Source organism: Vagococcus sp. WN89Y (assembly GCF_052220145.1).
Classification (GTDB): domain Bacteria; phylum Pseudomonadota; class Gammaproteobacteria; order Enterobacterales; family Enterobacteriaceae; genus Kosakonia.
Genome location: NZ_JBQPOM010000068.1, coordinates 79,118 through 102,466 on the forward strand (window position 1 = coordinate 79,118; position 23,349 = coordinate 102,466).

Consider the following 23,349-nt stretch of genomic DNA (forward strand, 5'->3'; position numbering starts at 1 on the left):
GTGAGAGAAATTACTTAGCGACAAATTTTTGCTTGTAATATTTCATATAACACCCGATCCATTCCAGATAATGCTTTTGGTTATATTTATGCTTTGCGCAATACCTAAACTGACTACTATTCACAGGCGGTAATAACTTATCCTCTTTCCACGGTGACGCTTTTTTAGCAGCTATAAAACTATCAGCAACAGGATAATTCCCCCAGCTATGCCATGGCTTAGTCGGTCCGATATAATGTATTAAAACAGTCTCATCGTTAACAGGGCTAATAAAATTCTTTTTGAGCTCATAATTAATACTCAACCGAGTATTATATTTTTTTTCTAAAAAGATAACTTTCCCTACCAATAACATATTTAAAATATCTTGATCAAGGTGAGTGATTTTTTTTGAAACAACAGGATCAGCAAGTAATTCCATAGCCTTTTTAGATATATTTTCAGCGGCCCATTGCTTTAAATTAATCAAAAGAAATCCAGCATTGAAATAGCCTTTTTTCAAAGCGGGGACAGAGAGAAGCTCTGCTCGCTTATTCCACCATGTTTGATCATTTTCGGCGACAACCGCTGCTAAAGTATTGTTTGTGAACTCCAAATGAACAATGTCATGAATACTTCCTTTACAAAAGATATCTGCATCCAGGTATAAAACTCTTTTCAACTTAGCTGAAAAATAATCGGCTATTATAAAACGAAAATAGGTTGCATATGACCAATTTTTTGTAGTGGGAAGATTTTTTAATTGCTCACAATCAATTAAATAAATAATAATTTTGGTCTTAAATTGTTGGGCTAGCAGATCAAATTTAGTGCAAAATTCATCTGAGACTGTGTCAGTAAAGACATGGAAAACTAAGTTTTCCTCAGGATTATTTAGAAGTAGAGATGATATTGAAATACCGCAACCAAAAAGAAAGTTCTCATCTATACCATAAGCGATATCGAGACTAGCATCTGCACTTTCATTATATGTATATTCAATGACTGATTTTATAGTATCTGCTTCGTTAAAGTCACTTATCTTCATTTCATTACTCTTAAGAGAAAGATATACTCGCATTTCATTAAATATAAATTCAAAGAGACTTTCGTATCGTTCTTTCGTGGATTTTTTTTGCTTGTATTTTAGCTTTTTCTAATAGCGGCGATTCCTTTATTAAAATATCTCTTAAAGGGAGATCGAAATATAATTTTAAGAATCGCCAAATGTCTCCACGAGTCAAGCCTATATTTAATGAAGAAAAATAAAGACCGATTAAATCTTTATCACGCCATCGCAGTGGAACGTGTGAGCGGAGTTGTGCACGATGTAAATCGATAACAGATATTTTTAAACTCTCTTCATCTCCATTAAATGGGAGATGCAAAAGAAAATGGCAGATATAACAATCACGGTGATTAATTCCTGCAAGGTGCATTTTTCGCACCATTGTAGCCACGCGCGTAATCAACATCCTTTTAATACGCGGGGCCGGTGGCTTAACAGCCCACTCAGCACAATAATCTTCGAGACTAATTGTGGGTGTAAGATCTTCCGTAATAATAAATGATGTCTTAGTTAGAGGATTTAACCCTTTTTCACCAAAAGCAACACCATTCATTGTATCGACACCAACTTTATGCAAACGATGAATAGCCTTCCACTCACGGTCTGCACCCAGTACAGGTAACCGTAGTGAAATTAAATTTTTTACGATTTCTTTTATTGTTGTGCCACGATGCCATTTTAGAAAATAGGTTTTACCTGAAAGTTCGAATCGCAAGGTTCGACGTGATTCAAGCTCACGGAAAACTTCACCCTGCAATTTTTTGACCTCTTCAAAAGCATCTTTATCACACCAAAGCGTCGCAAATGGTGCTTTCAATTCAACCATGCAAACCACCAATAATTATGTCAGCCGCTCTATCAGGCAGACTGTATAAATCTTTTACATCCGCATAGTTTCGGGCATTTGCAGCCCATTTTTCACGAAGATGCGAATTTTGTAATGCCTTTAGTAGCGCTTCATTTAAAGTTCTTTGCTGCCAGGGTTCATTAATGACATCTCCACAATTGGCATCGGCAATATAAGGCGCATAACCACATACTGAGCTGACAATCACCGGCAATCCGGCAGCGATTGCTTCTAAAAGAACAATACCTGCTGCCTCCTGATACGCCGGATGTAGCAGCAAATCTGCTGCAGCCATTAGCTGTGCAATATCGCTGCGGCCAGCAAAAAAATGGACATTCTCATGCACACCCTTTTTCTCAGCCAGAGTAGCAAAACGCCTGGGTTGATCCTGACCGACGATAAAGAGCTTTGTATGTCGTTTTATTGTGTCCGGGAGCGCCGCAAGCGCCTCAATACTACGATCAACACCTTTACGTTTGAAATCTGAGCCCACCTGAAGCAGCAATAAATCCTGCTCATCAATATTATTTTTTTTGCGGAAAATAGCTCTGGCATCGGGGATTTGATGGTTATATTTCCGTTCAGGATAAATGCCAGGAGGTAATATATGAAAGCGTTCTGTTTCAGTATCGTAATATTTTTGAAAATCACCAATCTGCTTATCAGTAAGCATTAATAGTTGAGTGTTTTTCCCTTTTTCAAAGGTTGCTCGTTCAAATTCCGCATAATGACGATAACGTGCTGTTAGCCGATAGAAAAATCCTTTTTCTTTTGCGACTTTCTCTGCATAACATACATCTGCTGCATAATAAACATCCAGTCCAGGCATTTTATTAAAACCAACAACACGATCTACCGGATGTTGCTGCAGATGTCGTTGTACCCAGCAATAGTATTCTGCATTTCTTCCATGATTTGTTCGCGCCTTGATAGGGACAATAATAATTTCAAAATTATCAGGCTTCTCCCCTTGCCAGGTCTGCGTGTAAACCCGAACGCGATGCCCCCTTGCAGCAACAGTTTGTGCTATGCGCATAAAGTCACGTTGTAAACCGCCAAACGGAAAATATTTATACAAGCAGAATGCAATAATCATTTCGCATCTCCCTGCGGCAGCAATTTTTTTGTTGCTTCGATAACATCTTCAGGCGGAATAACAGAGAGATATTTTTTATTCCTGTCAAGTTGTGAACGTGGTGGCATTGTTTGATAGTTGCCAGCCCAGAATTGAATAATATTATCCGTCCATGGACGCCAAAAAATATGATCAGTTGCACCAAAAAGACAAATAACAGGCGTTTTCACCGCAGCTGCAATATGACCAGGCGCTGAATCCACACCAATAAATAATAGCGCGTGGTCAATTAATGCCCCCAACTCGGGAAACCGTGTTTTGCCCGCCAGTTCAGTTACAGGCCTGGACTTACATAAGCTCGCTATCTCATCTATGCAGCTTAAATCCTCTGCTCCGGGTCCGGAAGTTAGTACAACCTGGAAACCTCGCTGTTGTAGCGAATCTATAACTTCAGCAAATTTTTCATTATCCCAGCATTTAAAAAGCTGGCGAGCCGTTGGTTGAATAACCACATATTTATCTTTTACTCCCAGCTTTTCCAGCTCATTACGCATATGCTCCCAGTGCTCTGGTTTATAGCTCATGGTTGTTTCATAGCATATATCGGTTAAGCCAAGAGGAGCTAATGTGGACAAATTTCGCTCAACACAATGTTCACCCTGAAAGGGAGCAAATATAGTGAAGCTCTTTTTCCAAAATGCTGACTGCCGGTGCGCATAATCCTGGGAGAGAGATACTCTTGCGCCTAATAACCGCACAAATAAGGCAATAATTCTTTGATCCGTGAGATTCACAATCAGATCATATTTATTTTTTCTTAGTTGATTTACTAACGAGAAAAAGTTTGAAACTTTCGCTTTAAGCCCCGTTCCTTTATTACTGATACCATAAAGCGCATTGATATCCGGATTTTCCGACAAAATAGGGATTGTATCCTGATATAAAAGGACGTCGATTTTCGCATCAGGATAATTGCGTTTCAGGGTGCTAATCACTGGTGTTGTTAGCAGCATATCTCCATGGAAACGCATTTTAATAATCAGGATTCGTTGAAACGAGTTTTCCACAAGCGACTCTTTTTGTAGATGTTATCCGGTAGAAACGGAAAAAAAGCACGCTACCGCCCCAGGCTCTACAGCTACCTGAATACTGAAGTCGTGCTCAATTTTCGGCTTAGTGTACCACTTATTAAAGCGCAATCCGAGATGAATGTTTTTTAACCTGATTCACTATTATTTACTTTATAAACAACGAGTAAAAGGAGCGAATCCACCTGTTCCTGGCTTCCTGAACCTGGCATCCCTGGGCAAAGCCACTTCAGGAGAGTCTTATAAAAGTAAATAATATCCGCTAATGCGTCTGCCCGACGGGATTTTCCTGTTAATTCAGCTTAAACCGGGAAAAATGATGGCAATAGCAAAGTTAAATACATAGAATCCCAAGCACATTCATAAGCCAGCAAAGTACTATGCTTCAATTGCTCTACACCACATTGCTGTACATTATTCAGCCGCTTATCTGGGTGCGTCTGTGGGTGCGTGGTGCCAAAGCTCCGGCTTATCGCAAACGCTGGGGTGAACGATATGGGTTTTACCGCAATCCGCTGAAAGCGGGCGGTATTATGCTGCATTCAGTATCGGTAGGTGAAACGCTTGCTGCCATTCCGTTGGTACGCGCGTTACGTCACCGCTATCCCGATCTTCCCATTACGGTTACGACGATGACACCTACCGGCTCAGAGCGTGTTATGTCTGCTTTTGGCGGAGATGTTCAGCATGTTTACCTGCCTTATGATCTCCCCGACGCGCTAAACCGTTTCCTTGATAAAGTAGACCCTAAGTTGGTATTAATCATGGAAACTGAGCTATGGCCCAATCTGATAAGCGCATTGCATAAGAGAAAGATTCCTCTCGTCATCGCCAATGCTCGCCTCTCGGAACGTTCCGCTGCTGGTTACGCGAAACTGGGCAAATTTATTCAATCTCTGCTGCGTCGTATCACGCTTATCGCAGCCCAGAATGCTGAAGACAGTGAACGCTTCATTATCTTAGGTGCAAAGCGGAGCCAGCTTAAAGTAACGGGAAGCCTTAAATTCGATATCTCCGTTACCCCGCAACTGGCCTCACGTGCCGTTGCTTTGCGCCGCCAGTGGGCTCCTCACCGCCCTGTGTGGATTGCGACCAGCACCCATGAAGGCGAAGAAACAATTATGCTGGCTGCCCATCAGGCATTGCTTAAGCAATTTCCTGATTTGCTGTTGATCCTTGTTCCCCGGCACCCTGAGCGTTTCCCCGACGCAATAAAAATGGTGCGTGATGCGGGCCTAAGCTACACCACACGTTCATCCGGGGAAGTACCATCGGCCAGCACGCAGGTTGTGGTAGGCGATACGATGGGGGAACTGATGCTTCTTTATGGTATTGCTGATTTGGCTTTTGTCGGTGGTTCGCTGGTCGAACGTGGGGGTCATAACCCACTCGAAGCAGCCGCCCATGCCGTTCCTGTATTAATGGGGCCGCATACCTTCAACTTTAAAGATATTTGCGCGCGTCTGGCACAAGCGGATGGTTTAATTACCGTCACTGATGTTGACTCCCTTACGAAAGAAATTACGTCTTTACTGACCGATGAGGATTATCGTAATTTCTATGGTCGACATGCGGTAGAAGTGCTCCATCAAAACCAGGGAGCATTACAACTTCTGCTGCAATTGCTGGAACCCTATCTGCCACCAAAAGCGCAATAAGGTTAATTATGCAGACACGCGCGATTTATCCGGGCACCTTTGACCCTATAACCAATGGGCATATTGATATCGTTACTCGTGCCGCGACGATGTTTGATCAAGTTGTGCTTGCTATCGCCGCTAGCCCAAGCAAAAAACCCATGTTTGACCTTGATGAGCGCGTCGCGCTGGCTCAGTCGGCAACGCGACATCTGCCGAATGTCACGGTAGTCGGTTTTAGCGATTTGATGGCAAATTTTGCGCGGGCGCAGCAGGCGAATATTTTGATTCGCGGGCTACGGGCAGTCGCAGATTTTGAATATGAGATGCAGCTGGCGCATATGAATCGCCACCTTATGCCTGAACTGGAAAGTGTGTTTCTGATGCCTTCGAAAGAGTGGTCATTTATCTCTTCAACGCTGGTAAAAGAGGTCGCCCGTCATCAGGGCGATGTTGCACATTTTTTGCCGCCAGAGGTGCTCAACGCGCTGTTGAATAAGCTCAAATAATTTTTTACCCGGAAACACTATTCCGGGTAATCATTTCTGGCATTGACGGCAGTAAAAAGTGGAACGTTGCGCGTGTTTCGCTGTAACTATCGGCGTACCGCACACGCGGCAGGGTTCCCCTTCCCGCCCATACACTTGCAGCTCTTGCGCGAAATATCCCGGTTTCCCGTCGCTTTGCAGAAAATCTTTTAACGTCGTGCCACCTTGTTCAATAGATCGCAGCAGTACAGCTTTGATTACCCGGACCAGAATTTCGCATTCTTGTCTTGAGAGCGATGATGCTAACCGATCGGGGTGGATCGCCGCAGCAAATAACGACTCACTGGCATAAATGTTGCCCACCCCGACAACCAGCTTGTTATCCATCAGCCAGGGTTTAATAGCCGTTTTTTTCTTCGCACATTTCTGTTGTAAATAATCGGCATTGAACTCATCGCTTAGCGGCTCTGGCCCGAGATGTGCCAGTACATTGTGGCCTTCCAGCTCTTTTGTCCAAAGCCATGCGCCAAAACGTCGCGGATCGGTATAACGCAGCACTTTGCCATTGCTCATTACCAGATCGACGTGGTCATGTTTTTCGGCGGGAAGTTCCTCAGAAAGTATGCGCAGACTACCGGACATACCAAGGTGGATGATGATCCAGCCATCAGGCAGCTCCAGCAGAAGGTATTTTGCGCGGCGCTGCACACTGAGCACCTGTTTGTCGCTCAGGCTATGTATTTCTTCTGACACCGGCCAGCGCAATCGCCCGTTACGCACTACGGCATGAAGAATAGTTTGGCCTACCAGGTGCGGTTCGATGCCACGGCGGCTGGTTTCGACTTCAGGTAATTCAGGCATCTCATCTCCGGTTTACAGGTAGTCAGAAATGCAAAAACCCCGCACTGGCAGGGTTTTTGTTCAAGGAAACTAAAATTATTTGATTTTAGCTTCTTTGTAAAGCACGTGCTGGCGGACAACTGGATCGAACTTTTTCAGTTCCAGTTTTTCCGGCTTAGTACGTTTGTTCTTCGTAGTGGTATAGAAGTGACCAGTACCAGCAGAAGAAACCAGCTTGATTTTCTCACGAATACCTTTAGCCATGATTTATTTCCTCTAAGTACTTAGTACTTTTCGCCACGGGCACGCAGTTCAGACAGAACTGTATCGATGCCTTTCTTATCGATTACACGCATACCTTTAGCAGATACACGCAGGGTGACAAAACGCTTTTCGCTCTCAACCCAGAAACGGTGAGAGTGCAGGTTCGGCAGGAAACGGCGTTTAGTCGCGTTCAGTGCGTGGGAACGGTTGTTACCGGTCACCGGACGCTTGCCAGTAACTTGGCAGACTCGGGACATGTCTATTCTCCAAAAATCAAATTAGCTCGAGCTTCGTATGGGGTATTGGCGCCTCGTCAGGCTTTACAGCCCGGTCATCGCAGTTCATTGTGAACTCTCGATTGCCAGGCCCAAATGCCAAACCCGAGATTCTCAAAGGTGGCGTAGTATACGCTGACTCGCCGGTGTGCTCAAGTCCCGAACAGACAAAGATCCCGATGGATCGTGAAGAGTGGTCTAAATCCAACCACGTTCTGCAAAAGAAACGCACTCTCCACAGCCGATTACCAGGTGGTCAAGCACACGAACCCCCATGAATTCGCAGCATTTTACCACGCGTTCAGTGATTTGTTTATCGGCTTTACTCGGCTCAGCGTGACCAGAGGGGTGATTGTGCGCGAGGATCAAGGCAGAGGCGTTGATTTTTAGCGCTTCACGGAGTATTTCGCGCGGATGCACTTCAACCTGATTGATTGTGCCGGTAAAAAGGCGGCTATGCTTCAATACCCGGTTTTGGCTATCCATAAATATCACCATGAAAACCTCACGCTCCTCTCCCGCCAACTGACTTTGCAGGAATTCGCGTGTCATATCAGGGCTGAGAAGTGAGTTATCTTCCAGCAGTCGCGCATTATAGTAACGGCGCGCCAGTTCACCGATACCCTTTAGCTGGGCATATTTCGCAACGCCAATGCCGTGTACACCCTTGAAATCATCAAGATCGGCGCTGAGCAGAGTATAGAGCGAGCCAAATTGTTTTAGCATTTCACGGGCAACGGTAAGGACACATTTACCTTGTGTCCCGGTTCGTAAAAACAGCGCTAAAAGTTCCACATCCGTCAGTGCTTCAACCCCAAATTGCAGCATTTTTTCACGCGGCTTCTGGGGCATCAAAATAACATCCATATCCTCTCCTCCCTGTCACGAGCCCATCCTGCCATAGCTATTGTCAGCTCTTCGACTATTACATTTCATCCTTGCGTAGCATCTCGCAAAGTGATGCGCGGGCAAAAGCACGACAGCTCCAGGTTTGTGATAAAATTCTGGCTTCTGGTGAAATCCAACAGGAAAGAATCATGATGAGTCTGGCGGGTAAAAAAATCGTTCTCGGCGTAAGCGGCGGCATCGCGGCCTATAAAGCGCCCGAGCTGGTACGCCGTCTTCGCGATCGTGGTGCGGAAGTTCGCGTTGCAATGACTGAGGCGGCTAAAGCCTTTATTACGCCAATGAGTCTACAGGCTGTTTCCGGGTACCCGGTTTCTGATAGCTTGCTTGATCCCGCAGCCGAAGCGGCAATGGGGCATATCGAGTTGGGTAAATGGGCCGATTTGGTCATTCTTGCACCGGCAACCGCCGACTTAATTGCTCGCGTGGCGGCAGGTATGGCAAACGATTTAGTATCAACCATTTGCCTCGCTACGCCATCTCCTGTTGCGGTCGTTCCCGCTATGAACCAGCAGATGTATCGCGCCGAAGCAACTCAGCATAACTTGCAGGTGCTCGCCTCTCGCGGTTTGCTGTTGTGGGGCCCGGATAGTGGTAGCCAGGCCTGCGGCGATGTTGGCCCCGGTCGTATGCTGGATCCGTTGACGATTGTCGACATGGCGGCAGCGCATTTCTCGCCTGCGAAAGATTTGCAGCATCTGAACATTATGATTACCGCCGGTCCGACCCGTGAACCTCTGGATCCGGTACGCTACATCACCAACCTAAGCTCAGGGAAAATGGGTTTCGCTATCGCAGCGGCTGCTGCAAAGCGCGGGGCAAATGTCACCCTTGTGGCTGGCCCGGTTTCTCTGCCGACGCCGGCTTTTGTCCAGCGAGTGGATGTCACTACGGCGCTGGAAATGGAAGCCGCAGTGCAGAGCCGCGCTCAGCAGCAGCATATTTTTATCGGCTGCGCTGCTGTAGCAGATTATCGCGCAGCCACCGTAGCTGAAGAAAAAATCAAAAAGCAAGGTGATGAAATAACGATAAAAATGATAAAAAATCCGGATATTGTCGCGGGTGTTGCCGCGCTTTCCGTTAATCGTCCTTATGTTGTTGGGTTTGCCGCCGAAACAAATAATGTGGAAGAATATGCCCGGCAAAAACGCGCCCGCAAAAACCTTGATTTAATTTGCGCTAATGACGTATCACAAGCCGATCGGGGTTTTAACAGCGACAGCAACGCATTACACCTTTTCTGGCAAGACGGTGAGAAACGCTTACCGCTTGAGCGCAAGGAACTTCTGGGGCACTTATTATTAAACGAGATTGTTACCCGTTATGATGAAAAAAATCGACGTTAAGATTCTGGATCCGCGTGTCGGCAAAGCCTTCCCGCTACCGACCTATGCCACTTCTGGCTCCGCTGGACTTGACCTGCGAGCCTGTCTCGATGAGTCCGTAGAGCTGGCTCCGGGTGCAACGACGCTGCTGCCTACTGGCCTGGCTATCCACATTGCCGATCCGTCTCTGGCTGCAGTTATTCTCCCGCGCTCAGGTCTTGGCCATAAACATGGCGTGGTACTGGGCAATCTGGTTGGGCTGATTGATTCGGATTATCAGGGGCAACTGATGGTTTCTGTATGGAACCGTGGGCAGGACAGCTTTACGATCGTCCCCGGGGAGCGCATCGCGCAGATGGTGTTCGTTCCGGTGGTCCAGGCTGAATTTAATCTGGTTGAAACATTCGACGCTACCGAGCGTGGCGAAGGCGGCTTTGGCCACTCAGGGCGTCAATAAACCGTCCTTTTTAACGCATCACACGGCGAAATAACGCGATAAGATCACCGCAAACGCAATACGTTTGCGGTCGTTGTGTGGATGCTCGCCTGACGAGTGCATATTTTCAGGGGTGTTTTAAAACATGGCAGAAAAACAAACTGCGAAAAGGAATCGTCGCGAAGAAATACTTCAGTCTCTGGCGCTGATGCTTGAATCCAGCGATGGGAGTCAACGTATCACGACGGCGAAACTGGCAGCATCCGTCGGCGTTTCCGAAGCCGCGCTGTATCGCCATTTCCCCAGCAAAACGCGCATGTTTGATAGCCTGATTGAGTTTATCGAAGACAGCTTAATCACGCGTATCAACCTGATTTTAAAAGATGAAAAAGATACAACCATGCGCTTGCGTCTGATAGTGCAGCTCATCCTGGGTTTCGGGGAGCGTAATCCAGGTTTGACGCGCATTATGACTGGCCATGCGCTGATGTTTGAGCAGGATCGCTTACAGGGCCGTATTAACCAGCTGTTTGAACGCATCGAAGCGCAGCTGCGCCAGGTTTTGCGTGAGAGAAAAATGCGCGAAGGCGAAGCATATGCCACAGATGAAACATTGCTTGCAGGACAATTGCTGGCCTATTGTGAAGGTATGTTATCGCGTTTTGTTCGCAGTGAGTTTAAATATAGCCCGACGGATGATTTTGACGCGCGTTGGCCGCTGTTAGCCGCACAATTACAGTAGTTCCTTTGATGCAGCCTTAGGCGGCTGCATTCTCACTTCTTATCTATCTGTGAAAAAGCCCAACATAATTCGTTGAGATGCCAGATGTCGCTGCATCAAACTTTTTCTACTCTCCTTCTCGCACCATCTTTCCTAAGTTAAATCACCTCATAAATGCCCTACAAAAAATGATAAGGAGACGCTTGATGGCAACATCACGTCGGGAACTGCTAAAACTGAGCGGCATCGCTACCGCATCACTATTACTCAGCCAGAAGAGCATCGCAGCCTGGGCACCTTCAGCCCGTTATCCGGACCCCAGCATCATCGCCCTGGATGATAGCTTTCGTGGTTATATGCTCTCCAGCGCCAAAGTGGAGCAGATTGCCACAGGATGCCGCTGGGCAGAGGGGCCCGTCTGGTTTGGCGACACCAGAATGTTGCTCTGGAGCGATATACCTAACAACGCAATAATGCGCTGGGACGAAGCGAGTGGTGAAACCCGTGTTTTTCGGCATCCGTCAAATTATTCCAATGGCCATGCCCGCGACCGGCAAGGTCGGCTGATTAGCTGTGAACATGATACGCGGCGCATCACGCGCACTGAATACGACGGTACGATTACGGTGCTGGCGGATAAGTACGACGGTAAGCCGTTGAATTCACCAAACGATATTGCGGTGAAATCAGACGGCTCCATTTGGTTTACCGATCCTCCTTTTGGTATTGCTGGCTTCTATGAAGGGCATAAAGCCACGCCGGAACTTGCGCAAAACGTCTATCGGCTGGAACCGGAATCGCGCACGCTGAGCGTGATGTTAGGGGATGTAAAAGGTCCAAACGGTATCTGTTTTTCTCCTGACGAAAAAACAGTGTATGTGGTGGAAAGCCGTGCTACCCCGAATCGTTTAATCCTTGCCTGGGACGTTGTTGGTAACGAATTAAAAAACCGACGGGTACATATTGATTGCGGCAATGGTACTGCTGACGGTATCGCTTGCGATGTGGACGGAAACTTATGGTGTGGCTGGGGTATGGGCAGCGCAGAGCTGGACGGTGTACGTGTGTTTAATCCGCAAGGGAAAGCGATTGGGGCAATTAACCTGCCGGAGCGCTGCGCCAATCTCTGTTTTGGTGGTGAGCAGCGTAATCGTCTGTTTATGGCTTCCAGCACTTCAATTTACTCACTGTATGTGAATACTCAGGGTGCCAGGCTTTTGTAAAAATAAGCCCGGCAGCCGACTGCCGGGCGCTATTTCAGACGCCATATTCCTCACGATAAGCCGTGACAGAGGCCAGATGATTTGCCATCTCGGGCTTCTCTTCCAGGTAAGCAATTAAATCTTTCAATGTGATGATGGAGATAACTTTACAACCATAATCCCGCTCAACTTCCTGAATGGCGGAAATATCCGCACGCCCGCGCTCCTGGCGATCCAGAGAAATCAAAACGCCTGCCAAAGTCGCACCGTGCGCCTGAATAATTTCCATAGATTCACGGATAGCGGTACCAGCAGTAATCACATCATCCACAAGCATTACTCGCCCCTGCAGCGCACTACCCACTAGGCTGCCACCTTCACCGTGATCTTTGGCTTCTTTGCGGTTGAAACAATAAGGTACATCACGCTCATGATGCTCAGCCAACGCAACCGCTGTCGTGGTCGCGATCGGGATACCCTTGTAGGCAGGGCCAAATAACAGGTCGAAGTCGATACCTGAATCCATCAACGCTTCGGCATAAAAACGGCCTAACAGTGCCAGATCGCGCCCGGTGTTAAACAGACCGGCATTAAAGAAATAGGGACTTTTGCGCCCGGACTTCAGCGTGAACTCACCAAATTTCAATACCTGCTTGTTAAGCGCAAATTCGATAAACTGGCGCTGATACGGTTTCATGGATTCGCTCCTCACATTTCCATCATTTATTGCTTAGCAAACTCATTCGTACTGCGTCGTAATCGCAAAGAACAAGCAGTACGAGATATAAAACGCAAAAAAAAAGGGCGACAACGTCGCCCTAATAACTAATTGACCAGCGCCGCCTTCTGCGTCGCGATAATGGTCTCAATTCCCCCCCTGGCGAGTGCCAGCAGGGTGAGTAGCTCCTCATGGGAAAAGGGCTCGCCTTCCGCCGTCCCCTGAACTTCAATCATGCGGCCATCTTCCGTCATTACGACGTTCATATCTGTTTCAGCAGCGGAATCTTCCACATATTCAAGATCGCAAACGGCTTCACCGTTAACAATACCTACAGAAACCGCTGCAACCATCCCTTTCATCGGGTTAGTTTTCAGTTTACCGGCGCTGACCAGTTTGTTCAGCGCATCAGCCAGCGCAACGCAGGCACCGGTAATAGAGGCGGTACGGGTACCCCCATCAGCCTGGATGACGTCGCAGTCGAGAGTGATGGTGAATTCGCCAAGCGCATTGAGATCCACTGCCGCACGCAGCGCACGAGCAATCAGGCGCTGGATTTCCATGGTGCGACCACCTTGCTTGCCTTTTGCCGCTTCACGCGCATTACGAGTATGGGTAGAGCGCGGCAACATGCCGTACTCTGCAGTGATCCAGCCCTGGCCCTGGCCTTTAAGGAAGCGTGGAACACCTTCTTCAATCGAAGCAGTGCACAGAACTTTGGTATCACCAAATTCTACCAGCACGGAGCCTTCTGCGTGTTTTGTGTAGTTACGGGTCAGGGTGACGGGGCGCACCTGGTTAGCGCTACGGCCTGCTGGACGCATAATGATTTCTCCGGCTGTTACGAGTGTGGCGCGCATTATACTGGCTTAGGACGGTTATTCCTATCCTGATAAGGCCGTGAAAGCTATAATCCCCGCATCTCTCCTTAAAATACGGGAACGACTATGATTCGCAGTATGACCGCCTACGCCCGGCGTGAAATCAAGGGTGAATGGGGCTCCGCCTCCTGGGAACTGCGCTCGGTTAACCAGCGTTATCTGGAAACGTACTTCCGCCTGCCGGAGCAATTCCGCAGCCTCGAACCGGTTGTGCGCGAACGTCTTCGTACCCGTCTGACGCGTGGCAAAGTTGAATGTAATCTTCGCTTTGAACCCGATTCCAGCGCGCAGGGTGAATTGATACTTAATGAAAAATTGGCCAAACAGCTGGTATCTGCGGCGAACTGGGTCAAAATGCAAAGTGATGAAGGGGAAATTAACCCCGTCGATATTTTGCGCTGGCCTGGCGTGATGGCGGCGCAGGAGCAGGATCTGGATACTATCGCCACAGAAATTCTCGCGGCACTCGATGGCGCGCTGGATGATTTTATCATCGCTCGCGAAACGGAAGGCCAGGCGCTAAAAGTACTGATCGAGCAGCGTCTTCAGGGCGTGAGCGCAGAAGTGGCTAAAGTTCGCGCGCATATGCCTGAAATTTTGCAATGGCAGCGTGAACGCCTGGTCTCCCGACTGGAAGAAGCGCAAGTGCAGCTTGAGAACAATCGTCTGGAGCAAGAACTGGTGCTGATGGCACAACGTATCGACGTTGCCGAAGAACTGGATCGTCTTGAGGCGCACGTAAAAGAGACGTACAACATTTTGAAAAAGAAAGAAGCCGTTGGTCGTCGTCTCGACTTTATGATGCAGGAGTTCAACCGTGAGTCGAACACGCTGGCATCCAAGTCTATTAATGCCGAGGTGACCAACTCAGCTATCGAGCTGAAAGTGCTGATCGAGCAAATGCGCGAACAGATCCAGAATATCGAGTAGCAAAAGTTGGAATGTTTTGGAATGCAAATGAGCAATAGCTCATTTGCATTTCCTGTTTTTTATTTATTTTGTAATTCCTGATATTTTCCATTCACAGAGCTAACGATATTCAAAATGCTCACTAACTTTTGCATTTCACTTTTGAGTTTAGGGTAGTCGGTGACCTTAATGCCAGCGACGTCAAGAACACAGATAAGGAAATCATAAACACGCCTGATACCCCAACCAATCTCTCTTAACGTACTCACCATGTTCATCTTTTTAACTTTATTGATATCATCATATTCCGCCTCAATCAAAGCAGATTTTTTCCTGGAGGCATAAAGACAGTCAAGAATATCATTTATGCTGCTATTATAAATTCGTATTGCTTTATGTATGTCTTTTATTTCTCTTTTTACCAGCATGTTTAAGAAATCATCTTCCTTTCTTTCATTTTTTTCATTAAACTGCTTTATGGTTTTTATTACTGAGTTAATAAAAGCATCGGATACTTCATCGCTAAACCCATCCCTGACATTTGAAAGGGGAAATATTTTCTTATACAAACTACCGGGCCGTAAGATCGTAAATGGGTTTTCCTGCAAAACTTTCACTTTTGCATTTGCTTGTTCCGCTAAAGCTAAATTATTAAAACCATCAGTAATATGCTTGTGGTGCGCGTAATAACTGTCCGCAACATTCTTTCTTTCCGTGGTTTCTATCTGTTTTTTAGTTTGTATCGTTCGATGAATGTTAGATATAAAAACACCCAGCGTCGGTGCTATTGCCGATATATACAACGGAACCTTACTATGATCAAAAATCTCATCAATATTGCCAATAGTCAACACAACATTATTTTGCACTAATATTTCATATTCAAAGCCAGCGGCAATAAACACCGGAATGATCGTCCCCATCCAAAATACAGGTTGCCTGGAAAGGCTGTCTTCATTTAACCGGAACAAATTAAATAATGATTTTCCTTGTTCAATTATGAAAAGCGGCAGATCAAAAGAAAACATATTGCGATACGTTAGACGTTGGCCAGTTTTTTGATAAAACCAATCATTAAGATGAATATAGGCCACAATAAGGCATAAACAGAAAAACGACAACTCCATAGCCTGATTCCTGAAATTTTAAAAATTACGCCAATTAGAAAATTCTCATTCTAAAAGGTATTAATAGTAAAATCGATACTTTTCAGGCGGTTATTTTAAAATAATGTATAACTGACAAATGACGTTACGGTTCACAGCAAGAAACACCTTCATTTTGCATAAGTTTATCTAATCCGAAAAAATCACTTTAGAAAATATCAATCGTGCATAAACCCATAAATAGCTAACCTGCTGCCTTTGCTTCCGGAAATGCGAGCATGCTACTACATATACTTTATCTTATCGGTATTACTGCCGAAGCTATGACAGGCGCACTGGCTGCAGGTCGCCGCAGAATGGATACTTTTGGCGTCATTATTATAGCCAATGCCACAGCATTAGGCGGTGGCTCAGTGCGCGATATTCTGTTGGGGCATTATCCACTCGGGTGGGTGAAACACCCTGAATACGTCATTATTGTTAGCATCGCAGCTGTATTGACCACCATTTTTGCTCCCGTTATGCCGCATCTTCGCCGCTTTTTTCTGATTCTTGATGCCCTCGGTCTGGTCGTGTTTTCTATTATCGGCGCGCAGGTGGCGCTGGATATGGGCGAAAGCCCGGTAATTGCACTCATTGCCGCAGTGGTCACGGGTGTATTTGGTGGTGTGCTGCGCGATATGTTCTGTAAACGCATCCCGTTAGTATTTCAAAAAGAGCTGTACGCAGGAATCGCTTTTGCCTCAGCCCTGCTTTATATCTCTCTTGGTCACTTTATTTCCAGTCATGATGTGGTGGTCATTACCACCCTGATGTTCGGCTTTATAACCCGCCTGTTGGCAATACGCTGGAAACTCGGTTTACCTGTGTTCTGGTACAAACACAATATGCATTAATACATATGCTAACCATACTGCCAGCCCTTCAAACCCGGGCGTATGGATAAAAGAAATATGTTGCCGGTTTTTCTGCACCAATCGTCGGTAAGCGAAAGCATACAAACGCTGCAGACTAAAAAACACCTGGTTTCATCGCCAGTTGCTCTTAACGTTGGCGGCGCCAGAGAAACGCCCAGCTCACTGAACCAACGCAGTAACGGCTTATCTGCCATCAATGTGAAGCGATGCCACAGGTACAAACCATGCATCGGGAAGAAATCTCGCATCGTTCGTACTTGTCCTTGTAACAGCGCCTCCCTCTTTTGGGCAATCAGATTTAACTCAGGCAAAATCTTCGGTGCCGTATCCGCTGAGCCTGGCAAAACATACGGTATGTGCAATGGCAAGCGCGCCGGGTACATTGCCTGACTGAGCACGCTATATAACATCAGGCAAATCGCTATACCGGTTTTCCTCCACATGTTGCCTTCTCCTTTTTGATAACGGCTTTGTTATAGCGCTAACGGTAGGCACTTTTCGAATAGCAAAAAGTATATCTGCGAGATGGCTTCCGACATTTCGTAGACGTTGTGAAAATTTGCAAAAAAATCAGGAAAGCAACGCGCAAAACACCATATTGGGTGTGAAAAAGTGTGACAAACACTACGTCACATAGCGGTGATGTGTATAATAGGCACGTATGTAAGTTTTCTTTCGCAATTCACATACAAAAGACGCTCATGGCTCAAGGCACGCTATATATTGTTTCCGCCCCCAGCGGCGCGGGTAAATCAAGCCTTATTCAGGCTTTACTGAAAACCCAACCGTTATACGACTCACAGGTTTCTGTTTCACACACGACGCGCGCACCGCGTCCGGGTGAAGTGCACGGTGAACACTATTTCTTTGTTAATCATGACGAATTCAAAGCCATGATTAAGAATGATGCGTTTCTTGAGCATGCCGAAGTGTTTGGCAACTTCTATGGCACATCCCGTGAGGCTATTGAGCAGGTGCTCTCGACTGGCGTAGATATCTTCCTTGATATCGACTGGCAGGGTGCGCAGCAAATCCGCTCCCGTATGCCCCAGGCACGCAGTATTTTTATCCTGCCGCCATCGAAAGAGGAACTGGATCGTCGCCTGCGCGGTCGCGGGCAGGACAGCGAAGAGGTGATCGCAAAACGTATGGCCCAGGCAGTTGCGGAAATGAGCCATTACGCGGAATATGATTACCTTATAGTGAATGATGATTTCGACACCGCGCTGGGTGATCTGAAAACCATTATTCGCGCCGAACGTCTGCGCATGGGCCGCCAAAAGCAGCGTCATGACGCTTTAATCAGCAAACTATTGGCAGACTGAGCCTGGTTTAAGTATCATGCCCAGTCATTTCTTCACCTGTGGAGCATTTTAAATATGGCACGCGTAACTGTTCAGGACGCTGTAGAGAAAATTGGTAACCGTTTTGACCTGGTACTGGTCGCCGCGCGTCGCGCTCGTCAGATGCAGGTAGGCGGTAAAGATCCGCTGGTACCGGAAGAAAACGATAAAACCACCGTCATCGCGCTGCGCGAAATCGAAGAAGGTCTGATCAATAACCAGATCCTCGACGTACGTGAGCGCCAGGAGCAGCAAGAGCAGGAAGCCGCAGAACTGCAGGCTGTTACCGCCATTGCTGAAGGTCGTCGTTAATTAACCTGCAGGTCACCCTTGTATCTGTTCGAAAGCCTGAATCAGCTGATTCAAAACTATCTGCCTGAAGACCAAATCAAACGGCTCAGGCAGGCGTATCTCGTTGCACGTGACGCTCACGAGGGCCAGACACGTTCAAGCGGTGAACCCTATATCACGCACCCGGTAGCGGTGGCCTGTATTCTGGCCGAGATGAAACTCGACTACGAAACGCTGATGGCTGCGCTACTGCATGACGTGATTGAAGATACCCCGGCCACTTACCAGGACATGGAACAGCTGTTTGGCAAAAGCGTTGCTGAGCTGGTGGAAGGGGTGTCTAAGCTTGATAAACTCAAGTTTCAGGACAAAAAAGAGGCGCAGGCCGAGAACTTTCGCAAGATGATCATGGCGATGGTGCAGGACATCCGCGTCATTCTGATTAAACTTGCCGACCGCACTCACAATATGCGTACGCTGGGCTCGCTTCGCCCGGATAAGCGCCGCCGTATCGCTCGCGAAACCCTCGAAATATATAGTCCTCTGGCGCACCGTCTGGGCATACATCACATCAAAACCGAGCTTGAAGAGCTGGGCTTTGAAGCGTTGTACCCAAACCGCTACCGCGTTATCAAAGAGGTGGTGAAAGCCGCACGCGGCAACCGTAAAGAGATGATTCAAAAAATCCTCTCTGAAATCGAAGGGCGTTTACAGGAAGCGGGCATCCCCTGCCGCGTCAGCGGGCGTGAAAAACATCTTTACTCCATTTACTGCAAGATGGTGCTAAAAGAGCAGCGTTTTCACTCAATCATGGATATTTACGCTTTTCGCGTCATCGTCCACGATCTTGACACCTGCTATCGCGTGCTCGGCCAGATGCACAGTCTCTACAAGCCGCGCCCTGGGCGCGTAAAAGACTATATCGCTATCCCTAAAGCGAACGGTTATCAGTCTCTGCACACTTCCATGATTGGCCCACACGGCGTGCCGGTTGAGGTGCAAATCCGCACTGATGATATGGATCAGATGGCGGAAATGGGTGTTGCTGCGCACTGGGCTTATAAAGAACACGGTGAGAGCAGCACGACCGCGCAGATCCGCGCTCAGCGCTGGATGCAAAGCCTGCTGGAGCTGCAACAAAGTGCCGGTAGTTCATTTGAATTTATTGAGAGCGTGAAATCTGATCTGTTCCCGGATGAGATTTATGTTTTCACCCCGGAAGGCCGCATTGTTGAACTGCCTACTGGCGCAACGCCGGTGGATTTCGCCTATGCCGTCCACACGGATATCGGTCACGCCTGCGTCGGCGCGCGCGTTGACCGCCAGCCTTATCCACTGTCTCAGTCGCTAAGCAGCGGGCAGACGGTGGAAATCATTACCGCGCCGGGTGCCCGCCCGAACGCGGCCTGGTTAAACTTTGTCGTCAGCTCAAAAGCGCGCGCCAAAATCCGCCAGATGCTGAAAAACCTCAAGCGCGACGACTCGGTAAGCCTGGGCCGCCGTCTGCTGAATCATGCGCTGGGCGGGAGCCGCAAACTGGCGGAGATTCCGCAGGAGCATATCCAGCGCGAGCTGGATCGTATGAAGCTGGCAACGCTTGACGATCTGCTGGCAGAAATCGGCCTCGGCAACGCCATGAGCGTGGTCGTGGCGAAAAATCTGCAGCAAGGTGAAGCCTTACCAGGTGCAGCGACGCCAGCCGGTGCAAGCACCGGTCATCTGCCGATCAAAGGTGCAGACGGCGTACTGATAACCTTTGCAAAATGCTGTCGCCCAATCCCAGGTGACCCGATTGTCGCCCACGTCAGTCCTGGTAAAGGGCTGGTTATCCATCATGAATCTTGCCGTAATATTCGTGGCTATCAGAAAGAGCCGGAGAAATTTATGGCGGTGGAGTGGGATAAAGAAACCGCGCAAGAATTTATCACTGAAATCAAGGTAGATATGTTCAACCATCAGGGTGCGCTGGCTAATTTGACGGCAGCGATTAACACCGCCTCTTCCAACATTCAAAGCCTGAATACGGAAGAGAAAGATGGCCGCGTCTACAGCGCATTCATCCGTCTCACGGCGCGCGATCGCGTTCACCTGGCGAATATCATGCGTAAAATCCGCGTGATGCCGGACGTGATTAAAGTCACCCGTAACCGAAACTGATTTTATGAATTCTCAGCGTTATGCGCGTATTCGCGAGATGCTCGCCAGGCGTCAGCCCGATCTGACCGTCTGCATGGAGCAGGTTCACAAACCTCATAATGTTTCGGCGATTATCCGTACCGCAGACGCCGTGGGAGTGCATGAAGTCCACGCCGTCTGGCCGGGCAATCGCATGCGCACCATGGCCTCTTCTGCTGCAGGCAGTAATAGCTGGGTCGAGGTAAAAACGCACCGCACCATCCATGATGCAGTGAGCGTTCTGAAAGCACGCGGCATGCAGATCCTGGCGACCCATCTGTCTGATAAAGCGGTCGATTTTCGTGAAATAGACTATACCCGCCCAACCTGTATCCTGATGGGACAGGAAAAAACCGGGATCACGCAGGAAGCGCTGGATCTGGCGGATCGTGACATTATCATTCCGATGACTGGCATGGTGCAGTCGCTGAACGTTTCTGTTGCCTCTGCGCTTATCCTTTATGAAGCGCAGCGCCAGCGGCAAAACGCAGGCATGTATCAGCGTGAAAACAGCATGCTGCCCGATGCTGAGCAGCAGCGCCTGCTGTTTGAAGGCGGTTATCCCGTTCTGGCTAAAGTCGCCAGGCGTAAAGGCTTGCCCTATCCGCATGTCAATGCAGCAGGCGAAATCGAAGCCGACCCGACGTGGTGGGCAACTATGCAGGCGGCAAAGTAAAACGATGAAAGGCCGATTGCTCGACGCTATCCCGCTCAACTCGCTGACCGGTGTCGGTGCAGCGCAAAGTAGCAAACTGGCAAAAATCGGCCTGCATACGGTTCAGGATCTTCTGCTTCACCTACCGCTACGTTACGAAGACCGTACTCACCTTTACCCCATCGCAGAGCTGCTGCCGGGAGTTTATGCCACGGTTGAGGGTGAAGTGCTGAACTGTAATATCACCTTCGGCGGTCACCGGATGATGACCTGTCAGATAAGCGACGGTTCCGGCATCCTTACTCTGCGCTTTTTCAACTTCAACGCGGCGATGAAAAATAGCCTCGCCACGGGCCGCCGCGTGCTGGCTTATGGCGAAGCAAAGCGCGGGAAGTTCGGCGCAGAGATGATCCACCCTGAGTACCGGATTCAGGGCGATCTGAGCACACCTGAATTACAGGAAACGCTGACGCCGGTTTATCCCACCACCGAAGGCGTCAAACAGGCCACCTTGCGCAAGCTGACCGATCAGGCACTGGATTTGCTGTCTACGTGCGCCATCAACGAATTATTACCGCCCGAACTGGCGCAAGGGCTGATGAGCCTGCCGGACGCGTTGCGTACTCTGCATCGCCCGCCTCCAACGCTGCAACTCGGCGATTTAGAAAGCGGGCAACATCCGGCGCAGCGCCGTTTGATTCTCGAAGAGCTGCTGGCCCATAACCTGAGTATGCTGGCCCTGCGCGCCGGAGCCCAGCGTTACCATGCGCTGTCACTCAGCGCGAAAGATGAATTAAAAAACGGTTTACTGGCTTCACTGCCCTTCAAACCTACCGCCGCACAGGCACGAGTTGTTGCGGAGATTGAGCGCGATATGGCGCTGGATATTCCCATGATGCGCCTGGTGCAAGGCGATGTTGGCTCCGGTAAAACGCTGGTTGCCGCTCTTGCGGCCCTGCGCGCTATCGCCCACGGTAAACAAGTTGCGATGATGGCACCGACTGAACTACTGGCGGAGCAGCATGCCAACAACTTTCGTCACTGGTTCGCGCCTCTTGGGGTAGAAGTGGGTTGGCTGGCCGGGAAACAAAAAGGCAAAGCGCGTCTTGCCCAACAAGACGCAATCGCCAGCGGCCAGGTGCAAATGATCGTCGGCACCCATGCTATCTTCCAGGAGCAGGTGCAGTTTAATGGCCTGGCGCTGGTTATCATTGATGAACAGCACCGCTTCGGCGTGCATCAGCGCCTGGCGCTGTGGGAGAAAGGCCAGCAGCAGGGCTTCCATCCGCATCAGTTAATTATGACCGCAACACCCATTCCACGTACGCTGGCGATGACCGCTTACGCGGACCTTGATACCTCCGTTATTGACGAATTACCGCCGGGGCGTACGCCGGTCACCACTGTTGCCATCCCGGATACGCGCCGCAGCGAGATTATCGATCGCGTGCGCAACGCCTGTACAGGCGAGGGCCGCCAGGCATACTGGGTTTGTACGCTTATCGAAGAGTCCGACCTGCTCGAAGCGCAAGCGGCGGAAGCCACCTGGCAGGAGTTAAAACTCGCTCTGCCCGAACTTAATGTCGGGCTGGTTCACGGGCGAATGAAGCCCGCTGAAAAGCAAGATGTGATGCAGGCCTTTAAGCAAGGCGAGCTGCACTTACTGGTCGCCACGACGGTGATTGAAGTGGGCGTGGATGTCCCCAACGCCAGCCTGATGATTATTGAAAACCCTGAACGCCTCGGCCTTGCGCAACTCCACCAGCTTCGTGGTCGTGTCGGGCGAGGTGCAGTGGCATCACACTGCGTTCTGCTCTACAAATCGCCGCTGACGAAAACCGCGCAAAAGCGCTTACAGGTGTTGCGCGACAGCAACGATGGCTTTGTGATTGCGCAAAAAGATTTAGAGATTCGCGGCCCAGGCGAGCTATTGGGAACCCGGCAGACAGGCAATGCTGAGTTTAAAGTCGCTGATTTATTGCGCGATCAGGCACTCATCCCGGAAGTTCAGCGCATTGCGCGGCATATTCATGAACGTTATCCGCAGCTGGCACAAGCGTTAATAGAACGCTGGATGCCGGAAACTGAGCGCTACTCTAACGCCTGAGTTCAGAACCTAATTCCATAAAATAAACCCCCTTTAGATAAGTATGTTTTTTACATGGCAAACGTTTGCTTTTACCTGGTAGTCCGATAAAATCA

25 protein-coding genes are annotated in these 23,349 nt (G+C 48.6%); 13 read left to right on the forward strand and 12 right to left on the reverse strand.

The features are described 5' to 3' along the window. Window positions 1–10: 10 nt before the first annotated feature. From waaO to rfaQ, 4 genes are read right to left on the reverse strand one after another with little or no spacing between them, the layout of a single operon-like run. Window positions 11–1,027: a lipopolysaccharide 3-alpha-galactosyltransferase gene (waaO, locus tag ACTU3N_RS19935; RefSeq protein ID WP_443087875.1), complete on the reverse strand. Its 1,017-nt coding sequence runs from the start codon at window positions 1,025–1,027 to the stop codon at window positions 11–13. A gap of 49 nt (window positions 1,028–1,076) precedes the next feature. Next, window positions 1,077–1,874 (reverse strand): lipopolysaccharide core heptose(I) kinase RfaP, encoded by a 798-nt coding sequence (gene rfaP, locus ACTU3N_RS19940; RefSeq protein WP_443087876.1) that lies wholly within the window; start codon window positions 1,872–1,874, stop codon window positions 1,077–1,079. Beyond that, window positions 1,867–2,991 carry a glycosyltransferase family 4 protein gene (locus tag ACTU3N_RS19945; protein ID WP_443087877.1) on the reverse strand — a complete coding sequence of 375 codons (1,125 nt, stop codon included), beginning with the start codon at window positions 2,989–2,991 and terminating at the stop codon, window positions 1,867–1,869. Before ACTU3N_RS19945 ends, rfaP begins: the two co-directional genes overlap by 8 nt. After that, window positions 2,988–4,037: a lipopolysaccharide core heptosyltransferase RfaQ gene (gene rfaQ / locus ACTU3N_RS19950; RefSeq protein ID WP_443087878.1), complete on the reverse strand. Its 1,050-nt coding sequence runs from the start codon at window positions 4,035–4,037 to the stop codon at window positions 2,988–2,990. The genes ACTU3N_RS19945 and rfaQ overlap by 4 nt, the downstream gene beginning before the upstream one ends. A gap of 401 nt (window positions 4,038–4,438) precedes the next feature. Between rfaQ and waaA the strand changes: the two genes are divergently transcribed. Together waaA and coaD are read left to right on the forward strand one after the other, a co-directional pair. Next, window positions 4,439–5,716 (forward strand): lipid IV(A) 3-deoxy-D-manno-octulosonic acid transferase, encoded by a 1,278-nt coding sequence (gene waaA, locus ACTU3N_RS19955; protein WP_443087879.1) that lies wholly within the window; start codon window positions 4,439–4,441, stop codon window positions 5,714–5,716. An 8-nt stretch (window positions 5,717–5,724) separates the two neighbouring features. Next, on the forward strand, window positions 5,725–6,204 hold the full coding sequence (coaD, locus tag ACTU3N_RS19960; RefSeq protein WP_443087880.1) for a pantetheine-phosphate adenylyltransferase: 480 nt from the start codon (window positions 5,725–5,727) through the stop codon (window positions 6,202–6,204). A gap of 30 nt (window positions 6,205–6,234) precedes the next feature. Here coaD and mutM read toward each other — a convergent pair whose 3' ends face one another. The 4 genes from mutM to radC all read right to left on the reverse strand — a co-directional run bounded on the left by mutM (window position 6,235) and on the right by radC (window position 8,429). Continuing rightward, window positions 6,235–7,044, reverse strand: a complete 810-nt coding sequence (gene mutM / locus ACTU3N_RS19965; RefSeq protein WP_443087881.1) for a bifunctional DNA-formamidopyrimidine glycosylase/DNA-(apurinic or apyrimidinic site) lyase — start codon at window positions 7,042–7,044, stop codon at window positions 6,235–6,237. A 75-nt stretch (window positions 7,045–7,119) separates the two neighbouring features. Beyond that, complete coding sequence (gene rpmG / locus ACTU3N_RS19970) at window positions 7,120–7,287, reverse strand: 50S ribosomal protein L33 (protein WP_003024094.1); 168 nt, start codon at window positions 7,285–7,287, stop codon at window positions 7,120–7,122. 20 nt (window positions 7,288–7,307) lie between these two features. Next, entirely contained in the window at window positions 7,308–7,544 is a 237-nt protein-coding gene (rpmB, locus tag ACTU3N_RS19975) for a 50S ribosomal protein L28 (RefSeq protein ID WP_002436699.1), read from the reverse strand. A 216-nt stretch (window positions 7,545–7,760) separates the two neighbouring features. Then, window positions 7,761–8,429 (reverse strand): RadC family protein, encoded by a 669-nt coding sequence (gene radC, locus ACTU3N_RS19980; RefSeq protein ID WP_443087882.1) that lies wholly within the window; start codon window positions 8,427–8,429, stop codon window positions 7,761–7,763. Between the two features lie 170 nt (window positions 8,430–8,599). Here radC and coaBC point away from each other — a divergent pair, with 170 nt between their 5' ends. The 4 genes from coaBC (at window position 8,600) to ACTU3N_RS20000 (ending at window position 12,173) form a co-directional block, all read left to right on the forward strand. Beyond that, window positions 8,600–9,814 carry a bifunctional phosphopantothenoylcysteine decarboxylase/phosphopantothenate--cysteine ligase CoaBC gene (coaBC, locus tag ACTU3N_RS19985; RefSeq protein ID WP_443087883.1) on the forward strand — a complete coding sequence of 405 codons (1,215 nt, stop codon included), beginning with the start codon at window positions 8,600–8,602 and terminating at the stop codon, window positions 9,812–9,814. Further along, on the forward strand, window positions 9,792–10,250 hold the full coding sequence (gene dut, locus ACTU3N_RS19990) for a dUTP diphosphatase (protein ID WP_443087884.1): 459 nt from the start codon (window positions 9,792–9,794) through the stop codon (window positions 10,248–10,250). Before coaBC ends, dut begins: the two co-directional genes overlap by 23 nt. Window positions 10,251–10,374: 124 nt before the next feature. After that, on the forward strand, window positions 10,375–10,971 hold the full coding sequence (gene slmA / locus ACTU3N_RS19995) for a nucleoid occlusion factor SlmA (protein WP_443087885.1): 597 nt from the start codon (window positions 10,375–10,377) through the stop codon (window positions 10,969–10,971). A gap of 185 nt (window positions 10,972–11,156) precedes the next feature. Beyond that, a complete protein-coding gene (locus ACTU3N_RS20000) occupies window positions 11,157–12,173 on the forward strand; it encodes an SMP-30/gluconolactonase/LRE family protein (RefSeq protein WP_443087886.1) in 1,017 nt (338 codons plus the stop codon). A gap of 34 nt (window positions 12,174–12,207) precedes the next feature. Here the strand turns inward: ACTU3N_RS20000 and pyrE are convergent, their stop codons facing one another. Together pyrE and rph are read right to left on the reverse strand one after the other, a co-directional pair. Beyond that, window positions 12,208–12,849, reverse strand: a complete 642-nt coding sequence (gene pyrE, locus ACTU3N_RS20005) for an orotate phosphoribosyltransferase (protein WP_443087887.1) — start codon at window positions 12,847–12,849, stop codon at window positions 12,208–12,210. A gap of 128 nt (window positions 12,850–12,977) precedes the next feature. Then, complete coding sequence (gene rph / locus ACTU3N_RS20010; protein WP_443087888.1) at window positions 12,978–13,694, reverse strand: ribonuclease PH; 717 nt, start codon at window positions 13,692–13,694, stop codon at window positions 12,978–12,980. 123 nt (window positions 13,695–13,817) lie between these two features. On the opposite strand from rph, the gene ACTU3N_RS20015 reads away from it, so the two are divergent. Continuing rightward, the gene (locus ACTU3N_RS20015; RefSeq protein ID WP_443087889.1) at window positions 13,818–14,681 is read left to right on the forward strand and encodes a YicC/YloC family endoribonuclease; all 864 of its coding nucleotides are present in this window, start codon (window positions 13,818–13,820) and stop codon (window positions 14,679–14,681) included. A gap of 59 nt (window positions 14,682–14,740) precedes the next feature. On the opposite strand, the gene ACTU3N_RS20020 is transcribed toward ACTU3N_RS20015, so the two are convergent. Next, window positions 14,741–15,787: a hypothetical protein gene (locus ACTU3N_RS20020; RefSeq protein WP_443087890.1), complete on the reverse strand. Its 1,047-nt coding sequence runs from the start codon at window positions 15,785–15,787 to the stop codon at window positions 14,741–14,743. 257 nt (window positions 15,788–16,044) lie between these two features. Here ACTU3N_RS20020 and ACTU3N_RS20025 point away from each other — a divergent pair, with 257 nt between their 5' ends. Continuing rightward, entirely contained in the window at window positions 16,045–16,662 is a 618-nt protein-coding gene (locus tag ACTU3N_RS20025) for a trimeric intracellular cation channel family protein (protein WP_443087891.1), read from the forward strand. Between the two features lie 8 nt (window positions 16,663–16,670). Here the strand turns inward: ACTU3N_RS20025 and ACTU3N_RS20030 are convergent, their stop codons facing one another. Further along, entirely contained in the window at window positions 16,671–17,126 is a 456-nt protein-coding gene (locus tag ACTU3N_RS20030) for a hypothetical protein (protein WP_443087892.1), read from the reverse strand. Between the two features lie 258 nt (window positions 17,127–17,384). Here ACTU3N_RS20030 and gmk point away from each other — a divergent pair, with 258 nt between their 5' ends. The 5 genes from gmk to recG are packed head-to-tail and all read left to right on the forward strand — an operon-like array spanning window position 17,385 to window position 23,254. Continuing rightward, complete coding sequence (gene gmk, locus ACTU3N_RS20035) at window positions 17,385–18,008, forward strand: guanylate kinase (protein ID WP_443087893.1); 624 nt, start codon at window positions 17,385–17,387, stop codon at window positions 18,006–18,008. A gap of 54 nt (window positions 18,009–18,062) precedes the next feature. Beyond that, a complete protein-coding gene (gene rpoZ, locus ACTU3N_RS20040) occupies window positions 18,063–18,338 on the forward strand; it encodes a DNA-directed RNA polymerase subunit omega (protein WP_000135058.1) in 276 nt (91 codons plus the stop codon). Window positions 18,339–18,356: 18 nt separating this feature from the next. Next, window positions 18,357–20,474 carry a bifunctional GTP diphosphokinase/guanosine-3',5'-bis pyrophosphate 3'-pyrophosphohydrolase gene (gene spoT / locus ACTU3N_RS20045; protein ID WP_443087894.1) on the forward strand — a complete coding sequence of 706 codons (2,118 nt, stop codon included), beginning with the start codon at window positions 18,357–18,359 and terminating at the stop codon, window positions 20,472–20,474. A gap of 4 nt (window positions 20,475–20,478) precedes the next feature. Next, a complete protein-coding gene (trmH, locus tag ACTU3N_RS20050; RefSeq protein ID WP_443087895.1) occupies window positions 20,479–21,168 on the forward strand; it encodes a tRNA (guanosine(18)-2'-O)-methyltransferase TrmH in 690 nt (229 codons plus the stop codon). Between the two features lie 4 nt (window positions 21,169–21,172). Continuing rightward, the gene (gene recG, locus ACTU3N_RS20055) at window positions 21,173–23,254 is read left to right on the forward strand and encodes an ATP-dependent DNA helicase RecG (protein WP_443087896.1); all 2,082 of its coding nucleotides are present in this window, start codon (window positions 21,173–21,175) and stop codon (window positions 23,252–23,254) included. Window positions 23,255–23,349: the final 95 nt, after the last annotated feature.

Bases quoted from the DNA above. Each gene is read 5' to 3' on its own strand.
- gmk (WP_443087893.1), top strand. From the start codon at position 17,385: ATGGCTCAAGGCACGCTATATATTGTTTCCGCCCCCAGCGGCGCGGGT.
- ACTU3N_RS20015 (WP_443087889.1), top strand. From the start codon at position 13,818: ATGATTCGCAGTATGACCGCCTACGCCCGGCGTGAAATCAAGGGTGAA.
- rpoZ (WP_000135058.1), top strand. From the start codon at position 18,063: ATGGCACGCGTAACTGTTCAGGACGCTGTAGAGAAAATTGGTAACCGT.
- trmH (WP_443087895.1), top strand. From the start codon at position 20,479: ATGAATTCTCAGCGTTATGCGCGTATTCGCGAGATGCTCGCCAGGCGT.
- ACTU3N_RS20000 (WP_443087886.1), top strand. From the start codon at position 11,157: ATGGCAACATCACGTCGGGAACTGCTAAAACTGAGCGGCATCGCTACC.
- ACTU3N_RS20025 (WP_443087891.1), top strand. From the start codon at position 16,045: ATGCTACTACATATACTTTATCTTATCGGTATTACTGCCGAAGCTATG.
- waaO (WP_443087875.1), bottom strand. From the start codon at position 1,027: ATGAAGATAAGTGACTTTAACGAAGCAGATACTATAAAATCAGTCATT.
- slmA (WP_443087885.1), top strand. From the start codon at position 10,375: ATGGCAGAAAAACAAACTGCGAAAAGGAATCGTCGCGAAGAAATACTT.
- recG (WP_443087896.1), top strand. From the start codon at position 21,173: ATGAAAGGCCGATTGCTCGACGCTATCCCGCTCAACTCGCTGACCGGT.
- waaA (WP_443087879.1), top strand. From the start codon at position 4,439: ATGCTTCAATTGCTCTACACCACATTGCTGTACATTATTCAGCCGCTT.
- dut (WP_443087884.1), top strand. From the start codon at position 9,792: ATGATGAAAAAAATCGACGTTAAGATTCTGGATCCGCGTGTCGGCAAA.
- coaD (WP_443087880.1), top strand. From the start codon at position 5,725: ATGCAGACACGCGCGATTTATCCGGGCACCTTTGACCCTATAACCAAT.
- rfaP (WP_443087876.1), bottom strand. From the start codon at position 1,874: ATGGTTGAATTGAAAGCACCATTTGCGACGCTTTGGTGTGATAAAGAT.
- coaBC (WP_443087883.1), top strand. From the start codon at position 8,600: ATGATGAGTCTGGCGGGTAAAAAAATCGTTCTCGGCGTAAGCGGCGGC.
- ACTU3N_RS20030 (WP_443087892.1), bottom strand. From the start codon at position 17,126: ATGTGGAGGAAAACCGGTATAGCGATTTGCCTGATGTTATATAGCGTG.
- pyrE (WP_443087887.1), bottom strand. From the start codon at position 12,849: ATGAAACCGTATCAGCGCCAGTTTATCGAATTTGCGCTTAACAAGCAG.
- radC (WP_443087882.1), bottom strand. From the start codon at position 8,429: ATGGATGTTATTTTGATGCCCCAGAAGCCGCGTGAAAAAATGCTGCAA.
- ACTU3N_RS20020 (WP_443087890.1), bottom strand. From the start codon at position 15,787: ATGGAGTTGTCGTTTTTCTGTTTATGCCTTATTGTGGCCTATATTCAT.
- rpmB (WP_002436699.1), bottom strand. From the start codon at position 7,544: ATGTCCCGAGTCTGCCAAGTTACTGGCAAGCGTCCGGTGACCGGTAAC.
- rpmG (WP_003024094.1), bottom strand. From the start codon at position 7,287: ATGGCTAAAGGTATTCGTGAGAAAATCAAGCTGGTTTCTTCTGCTGGT.
- rph (WP_443087888.1), bottom strand. From the start codon at position 13,694: ATGCGTCCAGCAGGCCGTAGCGCTAACCAGGTGCGCCCCGTCACCCTG.
- mutM (WP_443087881.1), bottom strand. From the start codon at position 7,044: ATGCCTGAATTACCTGAAGTCGAAACCAGCCGCCGTGGCATCGAACCG.
- ACTU3N_RS19945 (WP_443087877.1), bottom strand. From the start codon at position 2,991: ATGATTATTGCATTCTGCTTGTATAAATATTTTCCGTTTGGCGGTTTA.